Annotated in this window: 17 protein-coding genes; 10 read left to right on the plus strand and 7 right to left on the minus strand. The window is 33.5% G+C overall.

The genetic code is table 11. From position 1 onward, the window contains the following. Window positions 1–40 precede the first annotated feature (40 nt). On the minus strand, window positions 41–796 hold the full coding sequence (locus PMI10_RS09435) for an SDR family NAD(P)-dependent oxidoreductase (protein WP_007807091.1): 756 nt from the start codon (window positions 794–796) through the stop codon (window positions 41–43). A 203-nt stretch (window positions 797–999) separates the two neighbouring features. Continuing rightward, window positions 1000–1872: an aldo/keto reductase gene (locus PMI10_RS09440; RefSeq protein ID WP_007807093.1), complete on the minus strand. Its 873-nt coding sequence runs from the start codon at window positions 1870–1872 to the stop codon at window positions 1000–1002. A 212-nt stretch (window positions 1873–2084) separates the two neighbouring features. Between PMI10_RS09440 and PMI10_RS09445 the strand changes: the two genes are divergently transcribed. From PMI10_RS09445 to PMI10_RS09480, 8 genes are all read left to right on the plus strand, one after another. Next, the gene (locus PMI10_RS09445) at window positions 2085–3089 is read left to right on the plus strand and encodes an AAA family ATPase (protein WP_007807095.1); all 1005 of its coding nucleotides are present in this window, start codon (window positions 2085–2087) and stop codon (window positions 3087–3089) included. Window positions 3090–3168: 79 nt separating this feature from the next. Beyond that, window positions 3169–4032, plus strand: a complete 864-nt coding sequence (locus PMI10_RS09450) for a DUF58 domain-containing protein (RefSeq protein WP_007807097.1) — start codon at window positions 3169–3171, stop codon at window positions 4030–4032. A gap of 167 nt (window positions 4033–4199) precedes the next feature. Continuing rightward, on the plus strand, window positions 4200–5834 hold the full coding sequence (locus tag PMI10_RS09455) for a hypothetical protein (RefSeq protein WP_007807099.1): 1635 nt from the start codon (window positions 4200–4202) through the stop codon (window positions 5832–5834). Beyond that, window positions 5834–6835, plus strand: a complete 1002-nt coding sequence (locus PMI10_RS09460) for a vWA domain-containing protein (RefSeq protein WP_007807100.1) — start codon at window positions 5834–5836, stop codon at window positions 6833–6835. Before PMI10_RS09455 ends, PMI10_RS09460 begins: the two co-directional genes overlap by 1 nt. Window positions 6836–6915: 80 nt before the next feature. After that, complete coding sequence (locus PMI10_RS09465) at window positions 6916–7950, plus strand: vWA domain-containing protein (RefSeq protein WP_007807102.1); 1035 nt, start codon at window positions 6916–6918, stop codon at window positions 7948–7950. Between the two features lie 40 nt (window positions 7951–7990). Continuing rightward, the gene (locus PMI10_RS09470; RefSeq protein WP_007807104.1) at window positions 7991–8764 is read left to right on the plus strand and encodes a tetratricopeptide repeat protein; all 774 of its coding nucleotides are present in this window, start codon (window positions 7991–7993) and stop codon (window positions 8762–8764) included. Between the two features lie 143 nt (window positions 8765–8907). Beyond that, window positions 8908–10656 carry a BatD family protein gene (locus tag PMI10_RS09475; RefSeq protein ID WP_007807105.1) on the plus strand — a complete coding sequence of 583 codons (1749 nt, stop codon included), beginning with the start codon at window positions 8908–8910 and terminating at the stop codon, window positions 10654–10656. 97 nt (window positions 10657–10753) lie between these two features. Next, window positions 10754–11500, plus strand: coding sequence for a tetratricopeptide repeat protein (locus PMI10_RS09480; RefSeq protein WP_007807106.1), 747 nt, complete (start codon window positions 10754–10756; stop codon window positions 11498–11500). Window positions 11501–11615: 115 nt separating this feature from the next. Here PMI10_RS09480 and PMI10_RS09485 read toward each other — a convergent pair whose 3' ends face one another. The 3 genes from PMI10_RS09485 to PMI10_RS09495 all read right to left on the minus strand — a co-directional run bounded on the left by PMI10_RS09485 (window position 11616) and on the right by PMI10_RS09495 (window position 14904). After that, a complete protein-coding gene (locus tag PMI10_RS09485; RefSeq protein ID WP_007807107.1) occupies window positions 11616–12611 on the minus strand; it encodes an NAD(P)H-dependent glycerol-3-phosphate dehydrogenase in 996 nt (331 codons plus the stop codon). Window positions 12612–12895: 284 nt separating this feature from the next. Next, window positions 12896–14053: an iron-containing alcohol dehydrogenase gene (locus tag PMI10_RS09490; protein ID WP_007807108.1), complete on the minus strand. Its 1158-nt coding sequence runs from the start codon at window positions 14051–14053 to the stop codon at window positions 12896–12898. An 86-nt stretch (window positions 14054–14139) separates the two neighbouring features. Further along, window positions 14140–14904, minus strand: a complete 765-nt coding sequence (locus tag PMI10_RS09495) for a type 1 glutamine amidotransferase domain-containing protein (protein WP_007807109.1) — start codon at window positions 14902–14904, stop codon at window positions 14140–14142. Between the two features lie 85 nt (window positions 14905–14989). Here PMI10_RS09495 and PMI10_RS09500 point away from each other — a divergent pair, with 85 nt between their 5' ends. Both PMI10_RS09500 and PMI10_RS22325 read left to right on the plus strand, forming a co-directional pair. Then, window positions 14990–15886 carry a LysR family transcriptional regulator gene (locus tag PMI10_RS09500; RefSeq protein ID WP_007807110.1) on the plus strand — a complete coding sequence of 299 codons (897 nt, stop codon included), beginning with the start codon at window positions 14990–14992 and terminating at the stop codon, window positions 15884–15886. A gap of 245 nt (window positions 15887–16131) precedes the next feature. Then, window positions 16132–16359 carry a rhodanese-like domain-containing protein gene (locus PMI10_RS22325; protein WP_007807111.1) on the plus strand — a complete coding sequence of 76 codons (228 nt, stop codon included), beginning with the start codon at window positions 16132–16134 and terminating at the stop codon, window positions 16357–16359. Between the two features lie 213 nt (window positions 16360–16572). Here PMI10_RS22325 and nadD read toward each other — a convergent pair whose 3' ends face one another. Together nadD and gmk are read right to left on the minus strand one after the other, a co-directional pair. Further along, window positions 16573–17154, minus strand: coding sequence for a nicotinate (nicotinamide) nucleotide adenylyltransferase (nadD, locus tag PMI10_RS09510; RefSeq protein WP_007807113.1), 582 nt, complete (start codon window positions 17152–17154; stop codon window positions 16573–16575). A 96-nt stretch (window positions 17155–17250) separates the two neighbouring features. Next, window positions 17251–17823 (minus strand): guanylate kinase, encoded by a 573-nt coding sequence (gmk, locus tag PMI10_RS09515; protein ID WP_007807115.1) that lies wholly within the window; start codon window positions 17821–17823, stop codon window positions 17251–17253. Between the last annotated feature and the right edge of the window lie 61 nt (window positions 17824–17884).

Below are 17884 nucleotides of genomic sequence, written 5' to 3' on the forward strand. Positions count from 1 at the left end.
CTTAGATCTTAATAAGATTTAAAGATCTAAGAATTTTTATTTAAATATTTTTCTTAACAATCGTTGATGATGCCTGCGCAGTACACATGACAACTAAGTCTGCAATATTTACATGATACGGTCTTGACACCACAAAATGAATTATATCTGCAATATCTCCAGCCTGTAATGGGTCGAAACCTTTATAAACATTTGAAGCCCTCTCAACATCACCTTTAAAACGTACTTCGCTAAACTCTGTAGCAACCAATCCGGGATGAATACCTCCCACTTTTATTCCGTATGGATTCAAATCGATTCGCATTCCCTGAGTAATTGCATCTACAGCGTGTTTTGACCCACAATATACATTACCGTTCGGGTAAACTTCTTTTGCAGCTGTTGATCCAATGTTAATTATATGCCCTGATTTCCTTTCAGTCATTTGAGGAATAATCGCTTTCGAAACATACAAAAGTCCTTTTACATTAATGTCTATCATTGCATCCCAATCATCCAAATCTCCGTTTTGAATTGGGTCTAATCCATGAGCATTTCCTGCATTATTTATTAAAACGTCAATTTGAGAAAAATATTCCGGTAATGAATTTATACTTTCAAGAACGCCGTTTTTATCACGGACATCAAAGACTAAAGAATGTACTTCTGTATATTCCGAGAGTTCTTTTTCGAGTTCAATTAACCGTTCTTTACGTCTTCCGCAAATAATAATTTTATAATGATTTCTGGCAAATATCTGAGCCGTTGCTTTTCCAATTCCGCTAGTAGCTCCAGTAATTAAAACTGTTTTTTTCATTCTGATATTTTAGTTTGTTTTTTGTTTTAACACATAGAAACATAGTTTTAAAAACTTAAAAAGGCGTTTCACTTGCATGAAGACACATAGCTATGTGAAAATGATTTGTCATTTATTTTTACCTTCTCAAAACAATAAATCTATGTTTCTATATGTTTATTTTTTAGCTGAACACTTAAAACTGAATACTGACCACTACTATTCTAAGGCACATCATTACCCATGCTTTCAGTCCAGATAGCAAACCAGTCTTCTTTATCCAAATCCAATTCTACCGCTTTAATCAATGACTGAATCCTGGCCACGTTTACAGTTCCGGCAATCGGAATAACCCCTGCCGGATGTTTTAAAATCCAGGCAAGTAAAAGGGTATCAGATCCTAAATGATATTTTTCAACCAGAGTAGAAAGTAATTTTTTTAAACGTCGTGTTTTCTTGGTATCCTCTCTAAAAACAGTCCCAAGCGGATTCCATGACAATGGTCTGATTTTGTGCATTTGCATGTAATCAAAACTTCCGTCAGTCATAGCTTCAAAATGGGTTGCCGAAAATTGTACCTGATTAAAACTTACCTCGGTTTTCTGACGGATCAATTCAGTTTGAGAACTTGTAAAATTCGAAAGGCCAAAATCAATAATTTTTCCTTCCGATTTCAACTTTTCAACTGCTTCTGCAATTTCATCAGCCTGCATCAAAGGACTTGGTCTGTGCAGCAAAAAAACATCTACATAATCTGTTTTTAGCTTTTTAAGGGATTCCTCAACTGACCAAATAATATATTCTTTCGAATAATCATAATGTTTGATTTTATTTTTACGATTTTCAGCAATCATCTGAATACCGCATTTGGTAATTAATTGCACTTTTTCTCTCGAAATTTTACTCGCTTTAAATGCTTTTCCAAAATCTGCTTCGGTAGTATATGATCCGTAAATATCGGCATGATCAAAAGTAGTAATTTTATTTTCGACACAAAGCTGTATCGTACTTTCCATCTCTTTGTTTGTAAGATTTTTATCCCAAACACCCCAATTCATAGTACCTGAAATTATAGGTGACAATAGTGTTTTGCTCATGTTTTTATTATGTTATTTTCAATGATATTTATGTGCTGATAAAGCATAATCATCAAAGTTCTTAAAAATATAAAAATAGAATCACAATTCGTCCTTAAAATTAAGTCGTTGGTCGAAGTTTTAACCATTCTTTAACATCTTACTTCTCAAAAAATATTCAATTTGCACTCTCAAAAGTTAGGCATAAAAATCAAGGTTTTAAAAATATTTATATGGAAGAAAATACAACGACTTTAGACATTAGAGCGATAAATGAAAAAATTGAGAGAGAAAGTGCTTTTATAGACCTTCTTACAATGGAAATGAACAAAGTTATTGTGGGCCAGAAACATATGGTCGAACGTTTATTAATCGGACTTTTAGGGCAAGGGCATATTTTACTTGAAGGTGTTCCCGGACTGGCCAAAACTTTAGCGATAAACACTTTGTCACAGGCTGTACAAGGTTCTTTCAGCCGTATTCAGTTTACTCCTGACTTATTACCTGCCGATGTTGTTGGTACAATGATTTACAACATCAAAGCAAACGAATTTTCGATTAAAAAAGGACCAATTTTTGCAAATTTCGTCCTTGCCGATGAGATTAACCGTGCTCCGGCAAAGGTACAATCAGCACTTTTGGAGGCGATGCAGGAAAAGCAGGTTACAATTGGCGACACTACTTTCAAACTAGATCGTCCGTTTTTAGTCCTTGCAACTCAAAACCCTGTTGAGCAGGAAGGAACCTATCAGCTTCCTGAAGCACAAGTCGATCGTTTTATGTTGAAAACGGTAATTGACTACCCAAAAATAGATGAAGAACGTTTTGTAATTCGTCAGAACTTAAAAGGAAGTTACGAAAAAGTAAATCCGGTAGTTTCAGTTGAGCAAATTTTGCGTGCACAGGAAGCTGTTCGTGAAGTTTACATGGACGAAAAAATCGAAAAATATATTTTAGATATCATATTTGCAACCCGTTATCCGGAAAAATACAAACTAGCCGACCTAAAACCACTTATTAGTTTTGGAGCATCACCACGTGGAAGTATCAATTTAGCTAATGCAGCAAAATGCTACGCTTTTATCAAACGTCGCGGATATGTAATCCCGGAAGATGTTCGTGCTGTTGTACATGATGTTTTACGTCACAGAGTTGGGATAACCTATGAGGCTGAAGCCGAAAATATTACTTCTGTAGACATTATCAACAAAATCGTAAACGAGATTGAAGTACCTTAAAAATTTGTTTAATGTTTCAGGTTTCAAGTTGTCGTAAGCGAACTTGAAACCTGAAACTTTTAAACTTTAAACAAATAAAATGGATACAAAAGAGCTTTTAAAAAAAGTACGGAAAATAGAAATCAAAACCAAAAGACTGAGTAATCATATCTTTTCAGGAGAATACCATTCTTCATTTAAAGGGCGTGGAATGACTTTTAGCGAAGTACGTCAGTACCAATATGGCGATGATATTCGTAACATTGACTGGAACGTTACCGCACGCTATAATGAAGCCCATGTAAAAGTTTTTGAAGAAGAACGCGAACTGACCATGATGTTAATGGTTGATATTTCCGGTTCTGAAGGTTTTGGTTCAAAAAGCCAGTTTAAAAAAGATATCGTAACCGAAATTGCGGCAACGATGGCTTTTTCGGCTACACAGAATAACGACAAGATTGGATTAATCTTATTCTCTGATAATGTTGAATTGTACATTCCGCCTAAAAAGGGCCGTTCACATGTTTTGAGAGTCATTCGTGAATTAATCGAATTTGAGCCGAAAAGTCAAAAAACAGATATCGCCCAAGCCCTGAAGTTTCTTTCAGGAACTCAAAAAAAGAAAGCTATTGTGTTTGTGATTTCTGATTTCATGTCTGAGAATTACGAACAGACTTTAAAGATTGCTTCTAAAAAACACGACATTACAGGTGTTCGTGTATACGATATCCGTGAAGAAAAAATCCCAAATTTAGGAATGGTAACAATGCTTGATGCCGAAACCGGAAAAATTCAATTGGTAAATACAGGTTCCAAATCGGTACGCATGAATTACGAGAAACATTATCAGGAGAGAGTCAATTATTTCAAGGAAATTTTCAGTAAATCCGGCGCCGGGGTTGTAAATACAAGAGTTGACGAGAATTACGTAACCAAATTATTAGGCTATTTCAAATCGAGATAAAATTAATTTTAGATTGCAGATTTTAGATTTTAGATTTTAGATTTTTTTAAAATTGATAAATATAACTTCTGTCGAGTAATCCAAATAAAAAATCCGCTTAAATCTGTGTCATCCGTGTTCCTTTTTTAAGCATTCATTTTAGACTAAAATCTGAAATCAAAAATCAAATGAAATTAAAATTATACATATTTTTATTTTTACTTTCTACAGCTGTTTTTGCACAACAAAAACAAGTGGAGACAAGCATTGATACCACAAAAAATAAAATTGGGGCTGAGTTTAAGCTAACGCTTAAAACTGTGGTGAGTTCAAAATCGAAAGTTGTATTTCCTAAACTGAAAAACATTGGCCCTTTAGAAGTAATCGAATCCTATCCAATTGATACGGTTAAGAAAAATGACACTTACGAACTGATCAAAAAATATGGCTTAACCCAATTTGATTCCGGAAAATATACCATTCCATGTATTAAAATTTTAATTGACAAAAAACCTTTTTTATCAGACTCTTTACGTGTAGAGATTACAAATATTAAAGTAGATACGTTACAACAAAAAATGTATGATATCAAAGACATTTCTTCTGTTGACAGTGGAATTGGCAACTGGTGGATTTATCTTTTAATTTTTATCATTATTATCGGAATCGGTGTTTTTGTTTATTGGTATATCAAAAAACGCCAGCAGAAAAAAATCGAAGAGGAAGTTTATAAAACGCCCATCGAAAAAGCTACAAGTTTATTGAATAATCTGGAAAAAAAAGAACTTTGGCAAAAAGGGGAAATAAAAGAATATTATAGTGAATTAACAGATATTGCACGTAATTACATCGAAGAAGCCATTCAGATTCCGGCTATGGAAAGCACTACATCTGAATTGATTCAGGGAATAAAATCAGCTTCCGCAAAAAAGAAAATGAGTTTAACTCCTGAAACTGTTGAAAATCTGGAACGTGTTTTAAGACAGGCGGATTTGGTAAAATTCGCAAAATCCAAGCCATTAGAATTTGAAATTACCGAAGACAGAAATAAAATCCAGAAAGCAATCTTAACACTTGATAACGCAATTCCAACAGAAGTTCCTGCTGAAGAGGAAGATCAATTATTGAATGAAGCGCAAAAACAAAAACAGATTAAGCTTCAATTAAAGAAAAAAAGGAACAAGCGCATTGCAATTGCTGTTGGTACAGTAGTGTTTTTACTTACTGCAACTACTACATTTTTTGTAGTTACTAAAGGTTTCAATTATGTAAAAGACAATGTTTTTGGACATCCAACAAAAGAATTACTGGAAGGAGAATGGGTAAAAAGCGAGTATGGGAATCCCGGTGTTTTAATTGAAACCCCTAAAGTTTTAAAACGATTAGACACCCAAAAAGTTTTACCAAAAGAAGCAATGGCCCTTATAAAAGAAATGCAGCTTTTTGGATACGGAAGCTTATTTGATAATTTTTACGTAACTGTTTCGACTTCAAAATTTAAAAATCCAACTGAAATTGACTTATCAAAAGCATTGGAAGGCAATTTGAAAATAATCGAAGCTCAGGGTGCAAAAAACATGATTGTAAAACAAGAAGATTTCGAGACTAAAGAAGGAATTACAGGCATAAAAGGCTACGGAACTTTTACCTATATTAATGAAAACCTAAAATCCAGTACTAAACTTTATTATGAAGTTCTGATGTTTAAACAAGATGGTGGTTTGCAGCAAATTGCTATATTTCACGAAGAAGGCGACACATATGCTAATGATATTTCGGATAGAATTTTAAATTCTGTTGAACTTAAAAAAGCAAGTAACTAATGGAGAAGATAACTTTTTTGAATCCGGAATTTTTTTGGCTGTTTTTATTAATTCCAATTGCAATCGTTTGGTTTTTATGGAAACGCAACCAACAATCAGCTACTTTAAAAATAAGTTCAATACAAGGTTTTAAAAATTCAGAATCACTTCTAACAAGGTTAAAACCTTGTTTGTATGTTTTCAGAATCATTGCATTATGTTCTCTAATTATTGCATTAGCACGACCAAGAACTGTTGATATCAGCAATCAGACTAAAACTACCAAAGGAATTGATATTGTAATGGCAATTGACGTTTCCGGAAGTATGCTGGCAAAAGACTTAAAGCCAAACCGTATGGAGGCTTTAAAAAGAGTTGCTGCAGATTTTGTCACTGAGCGCCCGAATGACAGAATCGGATTAGTTGTGTATGCCTCAGAAGCGTATACTAAAACACCGGTAACAAGTGACAAGGCAATTATTCTTGAAGCAATAAAGGGCATAAAATATGACAATGTTTTACAAGACGGAACCGGAATCGGAATGGGTTTGGCAACGGCAGTAAATCGATTGAAAGACAGTAAAGCAAAAAGCAGGGTAATTATTTTACTGACGGATGGTGTAAATAATGCCGGTTTTATTGAACCTGAAACGGCCTCGGATATTGCAAAACAATATGGAATAAAAGTATATACCATTGGAATCGGGACAAACGGAATGGCTGAATTTCCTTATGCGTACGCTCCAAATGGCGGATTTTTATTTAAAATGCAAAAAGTAGAAATTGACGAACAATTACTAAAAAGTATTGCCAGAAAAACTGACGGGACTTATTTCAGAGCTACCAGTAATGATAAATTAGCCCAAATATATAATTCGATCAACAAATTAGAAACTACAGAAATACAAGAACTAAAATTTTATGATTACGATGAAAAATATAGAATGTTTGTATTACTCGCCGGATTTCTGCTGTTGTTAGAAATAGGATTACGAAACACGGTTTACAGAAGCTTTATATAAGTTTTAGGTCTCAGTCTCCGTTTTCAATTGGTTACTGAAAACGGAGACTGAAAGCTGAGACTGAAAACGATATTTAAAAAATGGAATTAGACGAAAAAAAATATTTATATCTATTATTTATCATCCCGATTATGGTGTGTGTCTTTCTTTTCAATATGTATTGGAAAAGAAAAAAACAACGCGAATTTGGTGATTTGGAAATGGTAAAAAAACTAAGCCCTGAGCGTTCTGTTTTTAAACCGGTTTTAAAACTAATAGTGTTTCTTTTAGCATTGGCTTGTTTGATTATAGGATTAGTTAATCCAAAAATCGGAACCAAAATGGAAACCGTTAAACGCGAAGGAATTGATATTGTTTTTGCTGTTGACGTTTCAAAAAGTATGCTTGCTGAAGATGTAGCACCAAGCCGTTTAGAGAAAAGTAAGCAATTGGTTTCGCAAATCATCAATAATTTAGGAAGTGACAGAATAGGAATTGTAGCATATGCAGGAAGTGCTTTTCCGGTTTTACCAATTACAACAGATTATAGTGTAGCAAAAATGTTCCTGCAGAGTATGAGTCCTGATATGGTTTCATCTCAGGGAACTTCACTGGATGAAGCTATTTATTTATCTTCAAAATATTTTGATGAAAAAAGCAAGACAAGCAAATTATTAATTCTGATTTCTGATGGTGAAGACCATTCTGAAGGTGCTGAATCTGCAGCTGAAGAAGCCAATAAATTTGGAATAAAAATCATTACAATTGGTATCGGAACAGAAAAAGGAAGCACTATCCCATTAAAAAGAAATGGCGTTGTCGAGAGTTACCAAAAAGATAATAATGGTCAAACTGTAATTACAAAACTAAATCAGGAAGGATTAAAAGCTATTGCAAAAGCTACCAAAGGCGGTTATGTTTATGGCGGAAGTACTAAAGAAGTTTTAGAATATATAAAAAATGCATTAAACAATATTCAGAAAACAGAGTTTGAAGCAACGCAAATGGCCGATTTTCAATCACAATTTCAATGGTTTTTGGGTTTTGCCTTTTTATTATTGTTTTTGGATATTTTTCTGTTAGAGAAAAAAACAAACTGGATAAACGAGTTGAATTTATTTAACGAAAAAAAATAATTGTTCTTTAAATTCGGAACAAAAAAATAAACAAATCAGAATGAAAAATTTACTTCTATATATTTTACTAACCTTTTCTTTGGCAGTTTCTGCTCAGGAGAAAGACAAAACATTGCCTGATGCCAATGAGGAATATAAACAGAATAAATTTGTTGATGCTGAAGCAAATTACAGAATTTCGCAATCAAAATTCCCAAAAAAAGCTACAGCTTCTTATAATTTAGGGAATACCATTTACAGACAAAATCAGGTTTCTGAAGCTAAATTTGCTTATGGTAAAGCTATTAAAGATGCAAAAACCAGACCTGAAAAACACAAAGCTTATCATAATTTAGGAAACGTTTTTATGAAAGAGAAAGATTATTCTCAAGCTGTTGAAGCATATAAACAAGCTTTGCGTAATGACCCAACAGATGACGAAACACGTTATAATTATGCTTACGCCAAACAAAAATTAAAAGAAAACCCTCCGAAAAACGACAAAAATAAAGACAAAAACAAGGATAAGAAGAACGACAAAAAAGACGATCAGAAAAAAGACGGCGACAATAAGGATAAAAAGGACGGAAAAGACGACCAAAAGAAAGACGATAAGGGCGATAAGGACAAGGATAAAAAAGATGGTAAAAACGACCCTAAAAAAGATGACAAATCAGACAATAAGGGTGAGCCAAAGCCAATGCCGGGAGGAATTTCAAAAGATCGTGTTCAGAATTTATTGGATGCCGTAAACAACGAGGAAAAGAAAATACAGGATAAAGTAAACGCACAAAAGGTAAAAGCAAATCCTAAAAAAACAGAAAAAGACTGGTAAGATACTTTTTCTTTAAAACAATATTGTCACCCTGAGCGGGGTCGAAGGCTTATAACATAAAGGGCTTCGACTCTGCTCAGCCTGACAAAGAAGAAATATAATAATCATTACTAAATTGTTAAAACAAACAATTAAAAAATTAAATGAAAAAATATTTAATTCTATTACTATTCACTTTTCAGGGGCTTATGGCTCAGGTTCAATTTGAAGCCAGAGTAAGCAAGAATACGCTTGGACTTAACGAAAGACTTCGTATCGACTTTATTATGAATGTTGACGGGGATAATTTTGAGCAGCCATCCTTTGATGGTTTTAGAATTGTTGCTGGTCCCAGCCAGCAAATAAGTCAGTCCTGGATAAATGGAAGAAGTTCTTTTCAGAAAATTTATTCTTATTTTTTATTACCAAATCAAAAAGGAACTGTTACCATTAAACAAGCTTCTATTGAATATAACGGGCAGATCTACAAAACAACTCCTATAAAAATAACTGTTACCAATGCCGTAGCTCAGGAAAGAGATCCTAATGCGCAACAACAACAAGGTACAGGAAATGAAACATTGAATCTGGTAGCGGAGATTTCAAAAACAAATCCATATGTAAACGAGCCTATTACGGCAGTTTACAAATTATATTTCAATAATATTGGTGTAACCGGTTTTAAGGAATTATCAAAACCAAAATACAATGACTTTTGGAATCAGAACATAGACATCAAACAATTAGTTGTTGAAGAAGGCAGTTATAAAGGACAAAGATGTTATTTTGTGGTATTAAAAAAGACCATTTTATATCCTCAAAAATCGGGAAGACTTACTATTGAACCGCTTTCTTTAGACATTGGTGTTCAACTGCCATCAAATCGCCGCGATATGTTTGGCCAGATGATTATTACAGAAGGAAACAAAGTCGTTTCTGCCGGTGCGAAAACAATTAACGTAAGAGCACTTCCGGAAACAAGCAAGCCTCCCGGGTTTACAGGTGCTGTGGGTAAATTTGATTTCAGGGTAACTCCTTCAAAAACATCTTTAAAAAATGGAGAAAGTCTTGATTTGATTGTTAGTGCAACTGGTACAGGAAATATGAAATTATTTACTTTACCTAAACCTGTTGTTCCAAATGCATTAGAAATGTATGATCCTGTTCATGATGAAAAAGTGACTACATCGCTTGCAGGAATGTCTGGAAAAATTTCGGATAAGTATACTATTATTCCTCAATACAAAGGAAAGTATGCTATAAAGCCTATGGTGTTCTCCTATTTCGATTTAAATTCGGGCAGTTATAAAACCATAACCTCACCGGAAATTATGATTGATGTCTTAGACGGGCCAATGCAGGCTGAGTCTGTTGCATCAAATACATCGAAAAATGTGATTTCGAAATCGGAACAATTTAAATATATCAAATCAAAAACAATTTTAATCCCTATCGCCAAAGATGATTTTTATGGTTCTGATTTATATTACGGCTTATTGTTATTGCCTTTCGTGATTTTACCAATTATTGTACTTGCCAAAAAGAAAAAAGAAGCAATTGACAGTGATGTAACCGGTAACCGAATCAAAATGAATAATAAACTGGCAAAGAAATATTTATCTGAAGCCAAAAAACAGCTTAATCATAAAGAACCATTTTATATTGCCCTGGAAAAAGCAATGCACAATTTCCTGAAAGCCAAATTGCATATTGAAACTTCGGAAATGAGCAAAGACAATATCCGTGAGTTATTATTATCGAGAAACTCAAATCCGGAAACAGTTCAAAGTTTTATCAACTTAACCGAAAATTGTGAGTTTGCACGTTATGCTCCGGCATCAAGCGCATCTATTCAGCAGGATTATGACAAAGCCGTTTTGATTATTTCTGAACTGGAAAAGCAGATTGTCTAATTGAATAAATTATAATCATTTGTCAAATCGAGCGGAGTCGGGATTAACAGTTGAGTTTCGACTCCGCCCAACTTGACAAAATGAAAAACATAAACAAATGAAAAACATATTATACCTCTTTCTATTCATCTCTCAGGTATTCTTTGCTCAAAGCGGCTTTGAAAAGGGAAATGCATTATATCAAAAAGGAGAATACAAACAAGCTGCTCAAGAATATGAAAACATACTTAAAGAGGAGAAACAACATTCGGCTGAATTGTATTTTAACTTAGGAAATTGTTATTACAAACTTAATAAAGTAGCTCCTTCGATTTATAATTATGAGAAAGCTCTGGTCTTAAAACCAAATGATGCAGAAACTCTAAACAATTTAAAGTTTGCCAGAAAACTCACCATTGACGAAATTAAAGATGTCCCAAAAGTAGGTTTTGCAAAACTAATCCAGAACTTTACCGGTATTTTTAATTATAATACATGGGCGTGGATTTCAATCGGTATAGCGTTTATATTTCTACTAAGTTTTATTGGCTATTATTTTTCACAGCTTACGCTTTCAAAAAGAATTTATTTCATCGGAATGTTTATTCTTTTGTTCGCATTACTATTAAGTGTCTCAGCCGGAATAACTGAAAAAAGCCATTATGACAACGATCTTCCCGCAATTGTATTTGCTGAAATGACCGAAGTGCGCAGTGAACCGCAAAAAGCGGGGTCAAGTATTTTCTTATTGCACGAAGGTGCGAAAGTATATGTGAAAGAAACTTTAGAAAATTGGAAAAAAATCGAATTAACTGACGGAACTGAAGGATGGATTGATGCTTCGGCAATTAGAGAGGTTAAATAATTACTTCATCCGGTTTTACAAAATAAAAGGGCCGCTTCTTAAATTAGGAAGCGGCTCTTTTTATGAGATTAGATGTAACCCGTTGGATGTAATTTTAAAAACGCTAGATTTAATATTAATCTAATGATTCTGTTAGTTTTTTGAAAACAGTTTTTGCATTTTTCCCTTCATATAGTACTGCATAAACAGCATCAATAATAGGAGTTTTGGCACCATAGCCCTGATTTAATTTGTATGCACTTTTAGTCGCATAATATCCCTCTGCAACCATACTCATCTCCATCATGGCACTTTTTACAGTATACCCTTTGCCAATCATATTTCCAAACATTCTGTTTCTTGAAAATACCGAATATCCTGTTACCAATAAATCACCCAAATAAGCTGAATCATTGATGTCTCGTTTCATTTTATGCACTTTCTTAATGAATTTTCGCATTTCCCGAATACCGTTGCTCATCATCACCGACTGAAAATTATCACCATATCCCAAACCATGCGCAATTCCGGCAGCTATGGCGTAAATGTTTTTCAGCATTGCTGCATATTCAGTCCCGATAATATCGTCTGAAATTTTAGCTTTTATGTAATTACTTGATAAATGTTTCGCAACTATACGGGCTTTGTCAGGATCTCCACATGCGATTGTCAAATAGGAAAGTCTTTCTAAAGCCACTTCTTCGGCGTGGCAAGGTCCTGTAATAACTCCAATATTGTAGTATGGAATATCGTATTGAATATGAAAATGCTCACCTACAATTAAACTTGTCTCGGGAACAATTCCTTTAATGGCCGAAAAAATTATTTTATTCTCTAAAGAAGCAGTAAGGTTTTCTAATTCAGCATTCAAAAAAGCCGAAGGAATAGCAAAAATCACATAATCAGCATATTCAATTGCTTCGTTAATATTATTCGTCAGTTTAAGTTTGTTTGTATCGAACTCAACAGAACTCAAATAATTTGGATTGTGCTTATATTTTAGAATATGTTCTATTGCAGCATCATTTCGCATGTACCACGAAATTTCGGGAAGGTTCACACACAGCATTTTTGCAATAGCAGTTGCCCAGCTTCCACCTCCAATTACAGCAAATTTTAAATTTTCACGCATTATTTTATTAATTTAAAGCAAAAGTACTTAATAATGGAGTAATAACACAAAATGTAGTTTAAGAATTTTTAAGAATAGTCATTAAATACAATGGTTTTGAAAAAAATAAAAAATATTTTTATCGCTGCATAATAATATTACAATTCTTACGTTATTAGATAAGTATAAATTTAGAATTTAATGAATTTAGCAAAAATTGAGTTAGTTAGTTTTGTTTTAGTATTTTAAAAAGGCGTTCCTAAATATTTTAAGAACGCCTTTTTTGTTAATTTATATTTTCAGGTTTAATAACTCATTTCTACAATCGACTTTACTTTTTCTAAAGTAATCAATTGTTTTTCTCCCAGACCTTTCCAACCTCTTTCTTCAAAACGTTTCACTATAAAATCGGCAGTTCTATCGTAGTCATTCGTGTATTGTGACAATTTAGTATCCATTCCCATTGTATGGAAAAATGCTGTGGTTTTATCAATCGCTTCTTTAGCCACTTCATCATCAGTACCTGTTAAACCAAAAATACGTCTTCCATATTGCGCTAATTTTCCTTTTTTGGTATCAAACATCACATTATATAAACTTGGTCCAATAACAGCCAAAGTTCTGGCATGATCAATTCCGTATAAAGCAGTTAATTCATGGCCAATCATATGTGTTGCCCAATCTGAAGGAACTCCTTTTTGAATTAAACCATTTAGCGCCATCGTACAACTCCACATAAAGTTTGAAGCCAAAGCATAATCAGTTGGATTTTCAACTACACTTGGACCAACTTCAATTAAAGTCTGTAAAATTCCCTCAGCAATTCGGTCTTGTAAAAAACCTTCGTGCGGATACGTTAAATATTGTTCCATTACATGTGTGTAAGCATCCACAACGCCATTCTGCAATTGTCTTTTTGGCAAGGAAGCAATAACTGTCGGATCACAAATAGAGAATTTCGGAAACAAGGCGCTACCTCCAAAAGCTAATTTTTCCTGAGTAGCTTCAATTGTCACTACCGCTCCGGAATTCATTTCGCTTCCTGTTGCCGGTAAAGTTAAAACGGTTCCGAAAGGCACTGCATTTTCTTTTATTAACAGACGCTTTTGTAAAATATCAATCGGATCTCCTTCAAAATTAACAGCCGCCGAAATAAATTTCACTCCATCAATAACAGATCCTCCCCCAACAGCGAGAATGAAATCTATTTTTTCTGCTTTTATAATTTCAACAGCTTTCATTAAAGTTTCAAAATGTGGGTTTGGCTCAATTCCGCCAAATTCTACAATATCAAAACCTTTCAGATTATTGATAACCTGTTCGTGAATTCCATTTTTAAAAATACTCCCTCCTCCATATGCCAGCAGTATTTTTGCATCTTTTGGAACTAAAGTGGAAAGTTTTTCTATTTGTCCTTTTCCGAAAATTAAATTCGTCGGATTGTATAATTCAAAGTTTAACATAGATTTTTTTTTAAAGTTGCTGAGATACTAAGTTGCTAAGGTTCTAAGTTTTTTTTAAGCTACTTAAACCTTAGCAACTTAGAATCTTATTTATTTAATTGTTCTAATAATTTTCCAGCTACTAATTTAGAGGATGCCGGATTTTGACCTGTAATTAAAAGTCCGTCTTCAACAGCATAAGGCTGCCAGTTTGCTATTTTTGAGAATTTTGCTCCATTTTGAGTCAAAGCATCTTCTAATAAAAATGGAACTACTTTGGTCAGACCAACAGCTGCTTCCTCTTCATTTGTAAAACCGGTAACTTTTTTACCTTTTACTAAATATTCCCCTTTTACTTTTACGTTTTTCAAAACTGCCGGAGCATGACAAACAAAAGCAACCGGTTTGTTGTGCGTGTAAAATGATTCAATTAATGCAATTGAATTTTTATCTTCAACTAAATCCCATAACGGACCGTGTCCTCCGGGATAAAATACCGCATCATAATCTGCCTGATTGATAGTAGAAAGTTTATGGGTATGTTTTAATTTTTCCTGTAATGTTTTATCAGCATCAAATCTTTTAGTGTCTTCTGTTGCAGAAGCCGGATCAGCACTTTTTGGATCAATCGGCGGCTGTCCTCCAAGCGGAGTGGCAATTGTAATTTCGATTCCTTTATCTAATAATTCATAATAAGGTGCAGCAAATTCTTCTGACCAAAATCCTGTTTTTTCTCCTGTGTTTCCCAGTTTATCATTACTGGTGACAACAAATAATACTTTTTTCATACCTTTTTTATTTGATTTTTGTGCCACAGCAGAAATGCCTGTAGCGGTAAATGCAATTATTGCGAGTAGTGCTATTTTTTTCATAATTTTAAATTTTTAACAAATTTACAGCTTTAGTGATATTTGTAAAAATAAAATAAACTATGTTTGCTATAAATAATTTTATATCATGGTCAATTTAGAGTGGTACAGAACATTTAAAGCGGTATATAAAAATGGTAATTTTTCAATCGCCGCAAAAGAGTTATTTATGAGTCAGCCTGCGGTTAGCCAGCAAATTTCAATGCTGGAAGCTCATGTTGGAAATAAATTGTTTAATCGGAAATCAAAAGGTGTAGAACCAACCGAATACGCTAAGTTACTGAATAACTTGATTATAGATGCACTCGATCGTCTTGAAAATGTAGAAAATACCTTTAGGGCTAAAGCAGAAGATGCGACCCGATTAATTTCTGTAGGTATTTCAAAACATCTTTTCAGCTGCATTGGCAACAGCTTAATTTCAAAATTTGATTTAATCGATTTCACTTTTGCCAATGATGATACGCTTTTTGAATTAGTTGATTCTAAAAAACTGGATTTTGCAATTGTTTCCAAAAGATTCGACACTTTTGATACCATTCAGGAAGTGGTTGGAAAAATTAAATTGGTAATGGTTGCTCCAATTAATATGGATATAACCGAATTTCGCCAGAAATTGAAATCAGATAATTTTACAGAAGCGGAACAATGGCTCAATGAACAAAAATGGTATTCGCATGATGCGAGAATTCCATATATAAAACTATTTTGGCTTCATGCTTTCAATAAAAAAAGACCTTCAATGGTCCCCAACTATATTATTCCATCAGAATTTGAAATGCTGGAAATACTCTCCAAAAATTCCGGTATTGCCATAACCCGAAATTGCATTGCGAGAAAATTTATTCAGCAGAATAAATTACAATTGTTATGGAATAGTTTCCACGTTCCTGAAGAATATGTTTATTTATTGGCCGCTAAGAACAATAATCTGAAAACATTTTTTGACACCATTGCTGCTGAATTAAATATTGCTTTACGTTAGTATTCAATTATAATAATCCAAAAATAGGGATAGAAAATAACAAACTAAAATATAAACCATGAAAATTGTATCCATTATAATTTTAGTAATTGGGCGTTTTATAACCAACATTATTCGTTCGCAAGCGTTAAGATGGCAAAAAAAGAACATTATCCTAAGGCACTGGTAGACATCAAGATTTTTAAAATCTTGTAACAGAATTAGAAAAACAACGAGCCGAACGTTTGGTTAGCCTCAATGTTTTCATGAAAATATCCAAAGAAGAAAATGTTGTAATCTTAGATAGCCGTTCTGATTTTAGGTTTAACAGAAAACATTTGAAAGGAGCTATTCATTTAGATTTCACAGACTTTACACAAGAAAACCTTTTAGAATTAATACCAGATCCTAATACAAAAATATTGATATACTGTTATAATAATTTTAATGGTGATCCAATAGATTTTGCCTCTGAAAGCTATACCGAAAAATAATCCGGAGACGCAGATATTATCTAACAGAAAACCTATCATGCCGGCATTAAACATACCAATGCATATTAACCTTTTTGGATACGGGTACAAAACATCTATGAATTAGACGAACTTGTAAATATGAATGACCCGAGAGTAAAATTTGAAGGGACAAAAGTGAAATAATAAGTTTACTCTAAAGCTCAAAAGCCTGAATTAAAAATTCAGGCTTTTTTATTTCTTATAAAAATTATTATGATCAATATATTCCCATACTTTTGATGGTAAAAGAGGCTGAATGTTTTTACCTTTTTTGATGTTGTTCCGAATAAAAGTAGAAGAAATTTCTACAACCGGTGCATCAATAATATGAACTTTTGGATGTGATTTTAATTCGGTATTTTCTGGTTCTTCAGAAATACGCGGATAAACGTAAATATCATGATTTTGTAAAATCACTTCATAGTTTTTCCATTTGTGAAGTGTTTTCAAATTATCCTCACCCATAATCAATGAAAATTCATCGTTTGGATATTTATCATGCAAATGTGCCAGAGTGTTGACTGTGTAATTCGGCTGAAGCAATTTAAATTCAATATCCGAAGGTTTTATTTTTGGAAAATCCTCTGTTGCCAGATAAACCATTTGCAAACGATGATGATCATCAAGCAGTGTCGCTTTCTTTTTTAGCGGATTGTGAGGCGTAACCACCATCCAAACCTGATCTAAATCGGCAAATTCAGCCATGTGATTAGCAATAATCAAATGACCAACATGAATGGGATTATACGTTCCGAAATAAAGACCTATTTTCATATTGTTAGTTTCACAGAGATTCGCAAAGTTTTCACGAAGATTCGCAAAGCTTTGTGTGCCTTTGCGTTTAACTTTGTGAATCTTTGTGGAATAAATTTACTTGTTCACAAAATCCTTCACCAATTGATACGCTTCTTCTTTGGCAGTATCCAAATCGTAATTTTTAATAATGGTATCAAACTGAGGAGCAGTAGCCAATTCTACAGAAGCTTTTGCAATTCGCATATTTATTTTGTCTTCACTTTCTGTTGAACGCTCTTTAAGTCTGCGTTTTAATTCATCAACACTTGGTGGTTTTACAAAAACAGCTAAAGTTTGTTCCGGAAATTTATGTTTGATACGTAACCCACCGGCTACATCAATATCAAAAATTACGTTTTTTCCTAAAGCCCAGATTCTTTCGATTTCCGATTTTAAAGTCCCATAAAAATTATCGCGATACACTTCTTCCCATTCCAGGAAATCTTCGGCTTTGATATGTTTTTTGAATTCCGGCAACGAAATAAAATAATAATCTTTTCCGTTAACTTCTTCTCCGCGCGGATCGCGTGAAGCTGCTGAGATTGAAAACTCTAAATTTAAATCTTCTTTCCCAAGTAAATGCCTTACTATAGTTGTTTTCCCCGATCCTGAAGGTGCCGAAAAAACAATTAATTTTCCTTTGTTCATTTATTGTATGCTTTAGGCTTTAGGCAGTACGCCTTAAGCTTTTATTCGTTTCGTTTTTCTG

It is taken from the genome of Flavobacterium sp. CF136 (genome assembly GCF_000282055.1).
In the GTDB taxonomy this organism is placed as follows: domain Bacteria; phylum Bacteroidota; class Bacteroidia; order Flavobacteriales; family Flavobacteriaceae; genus Flavobacterium.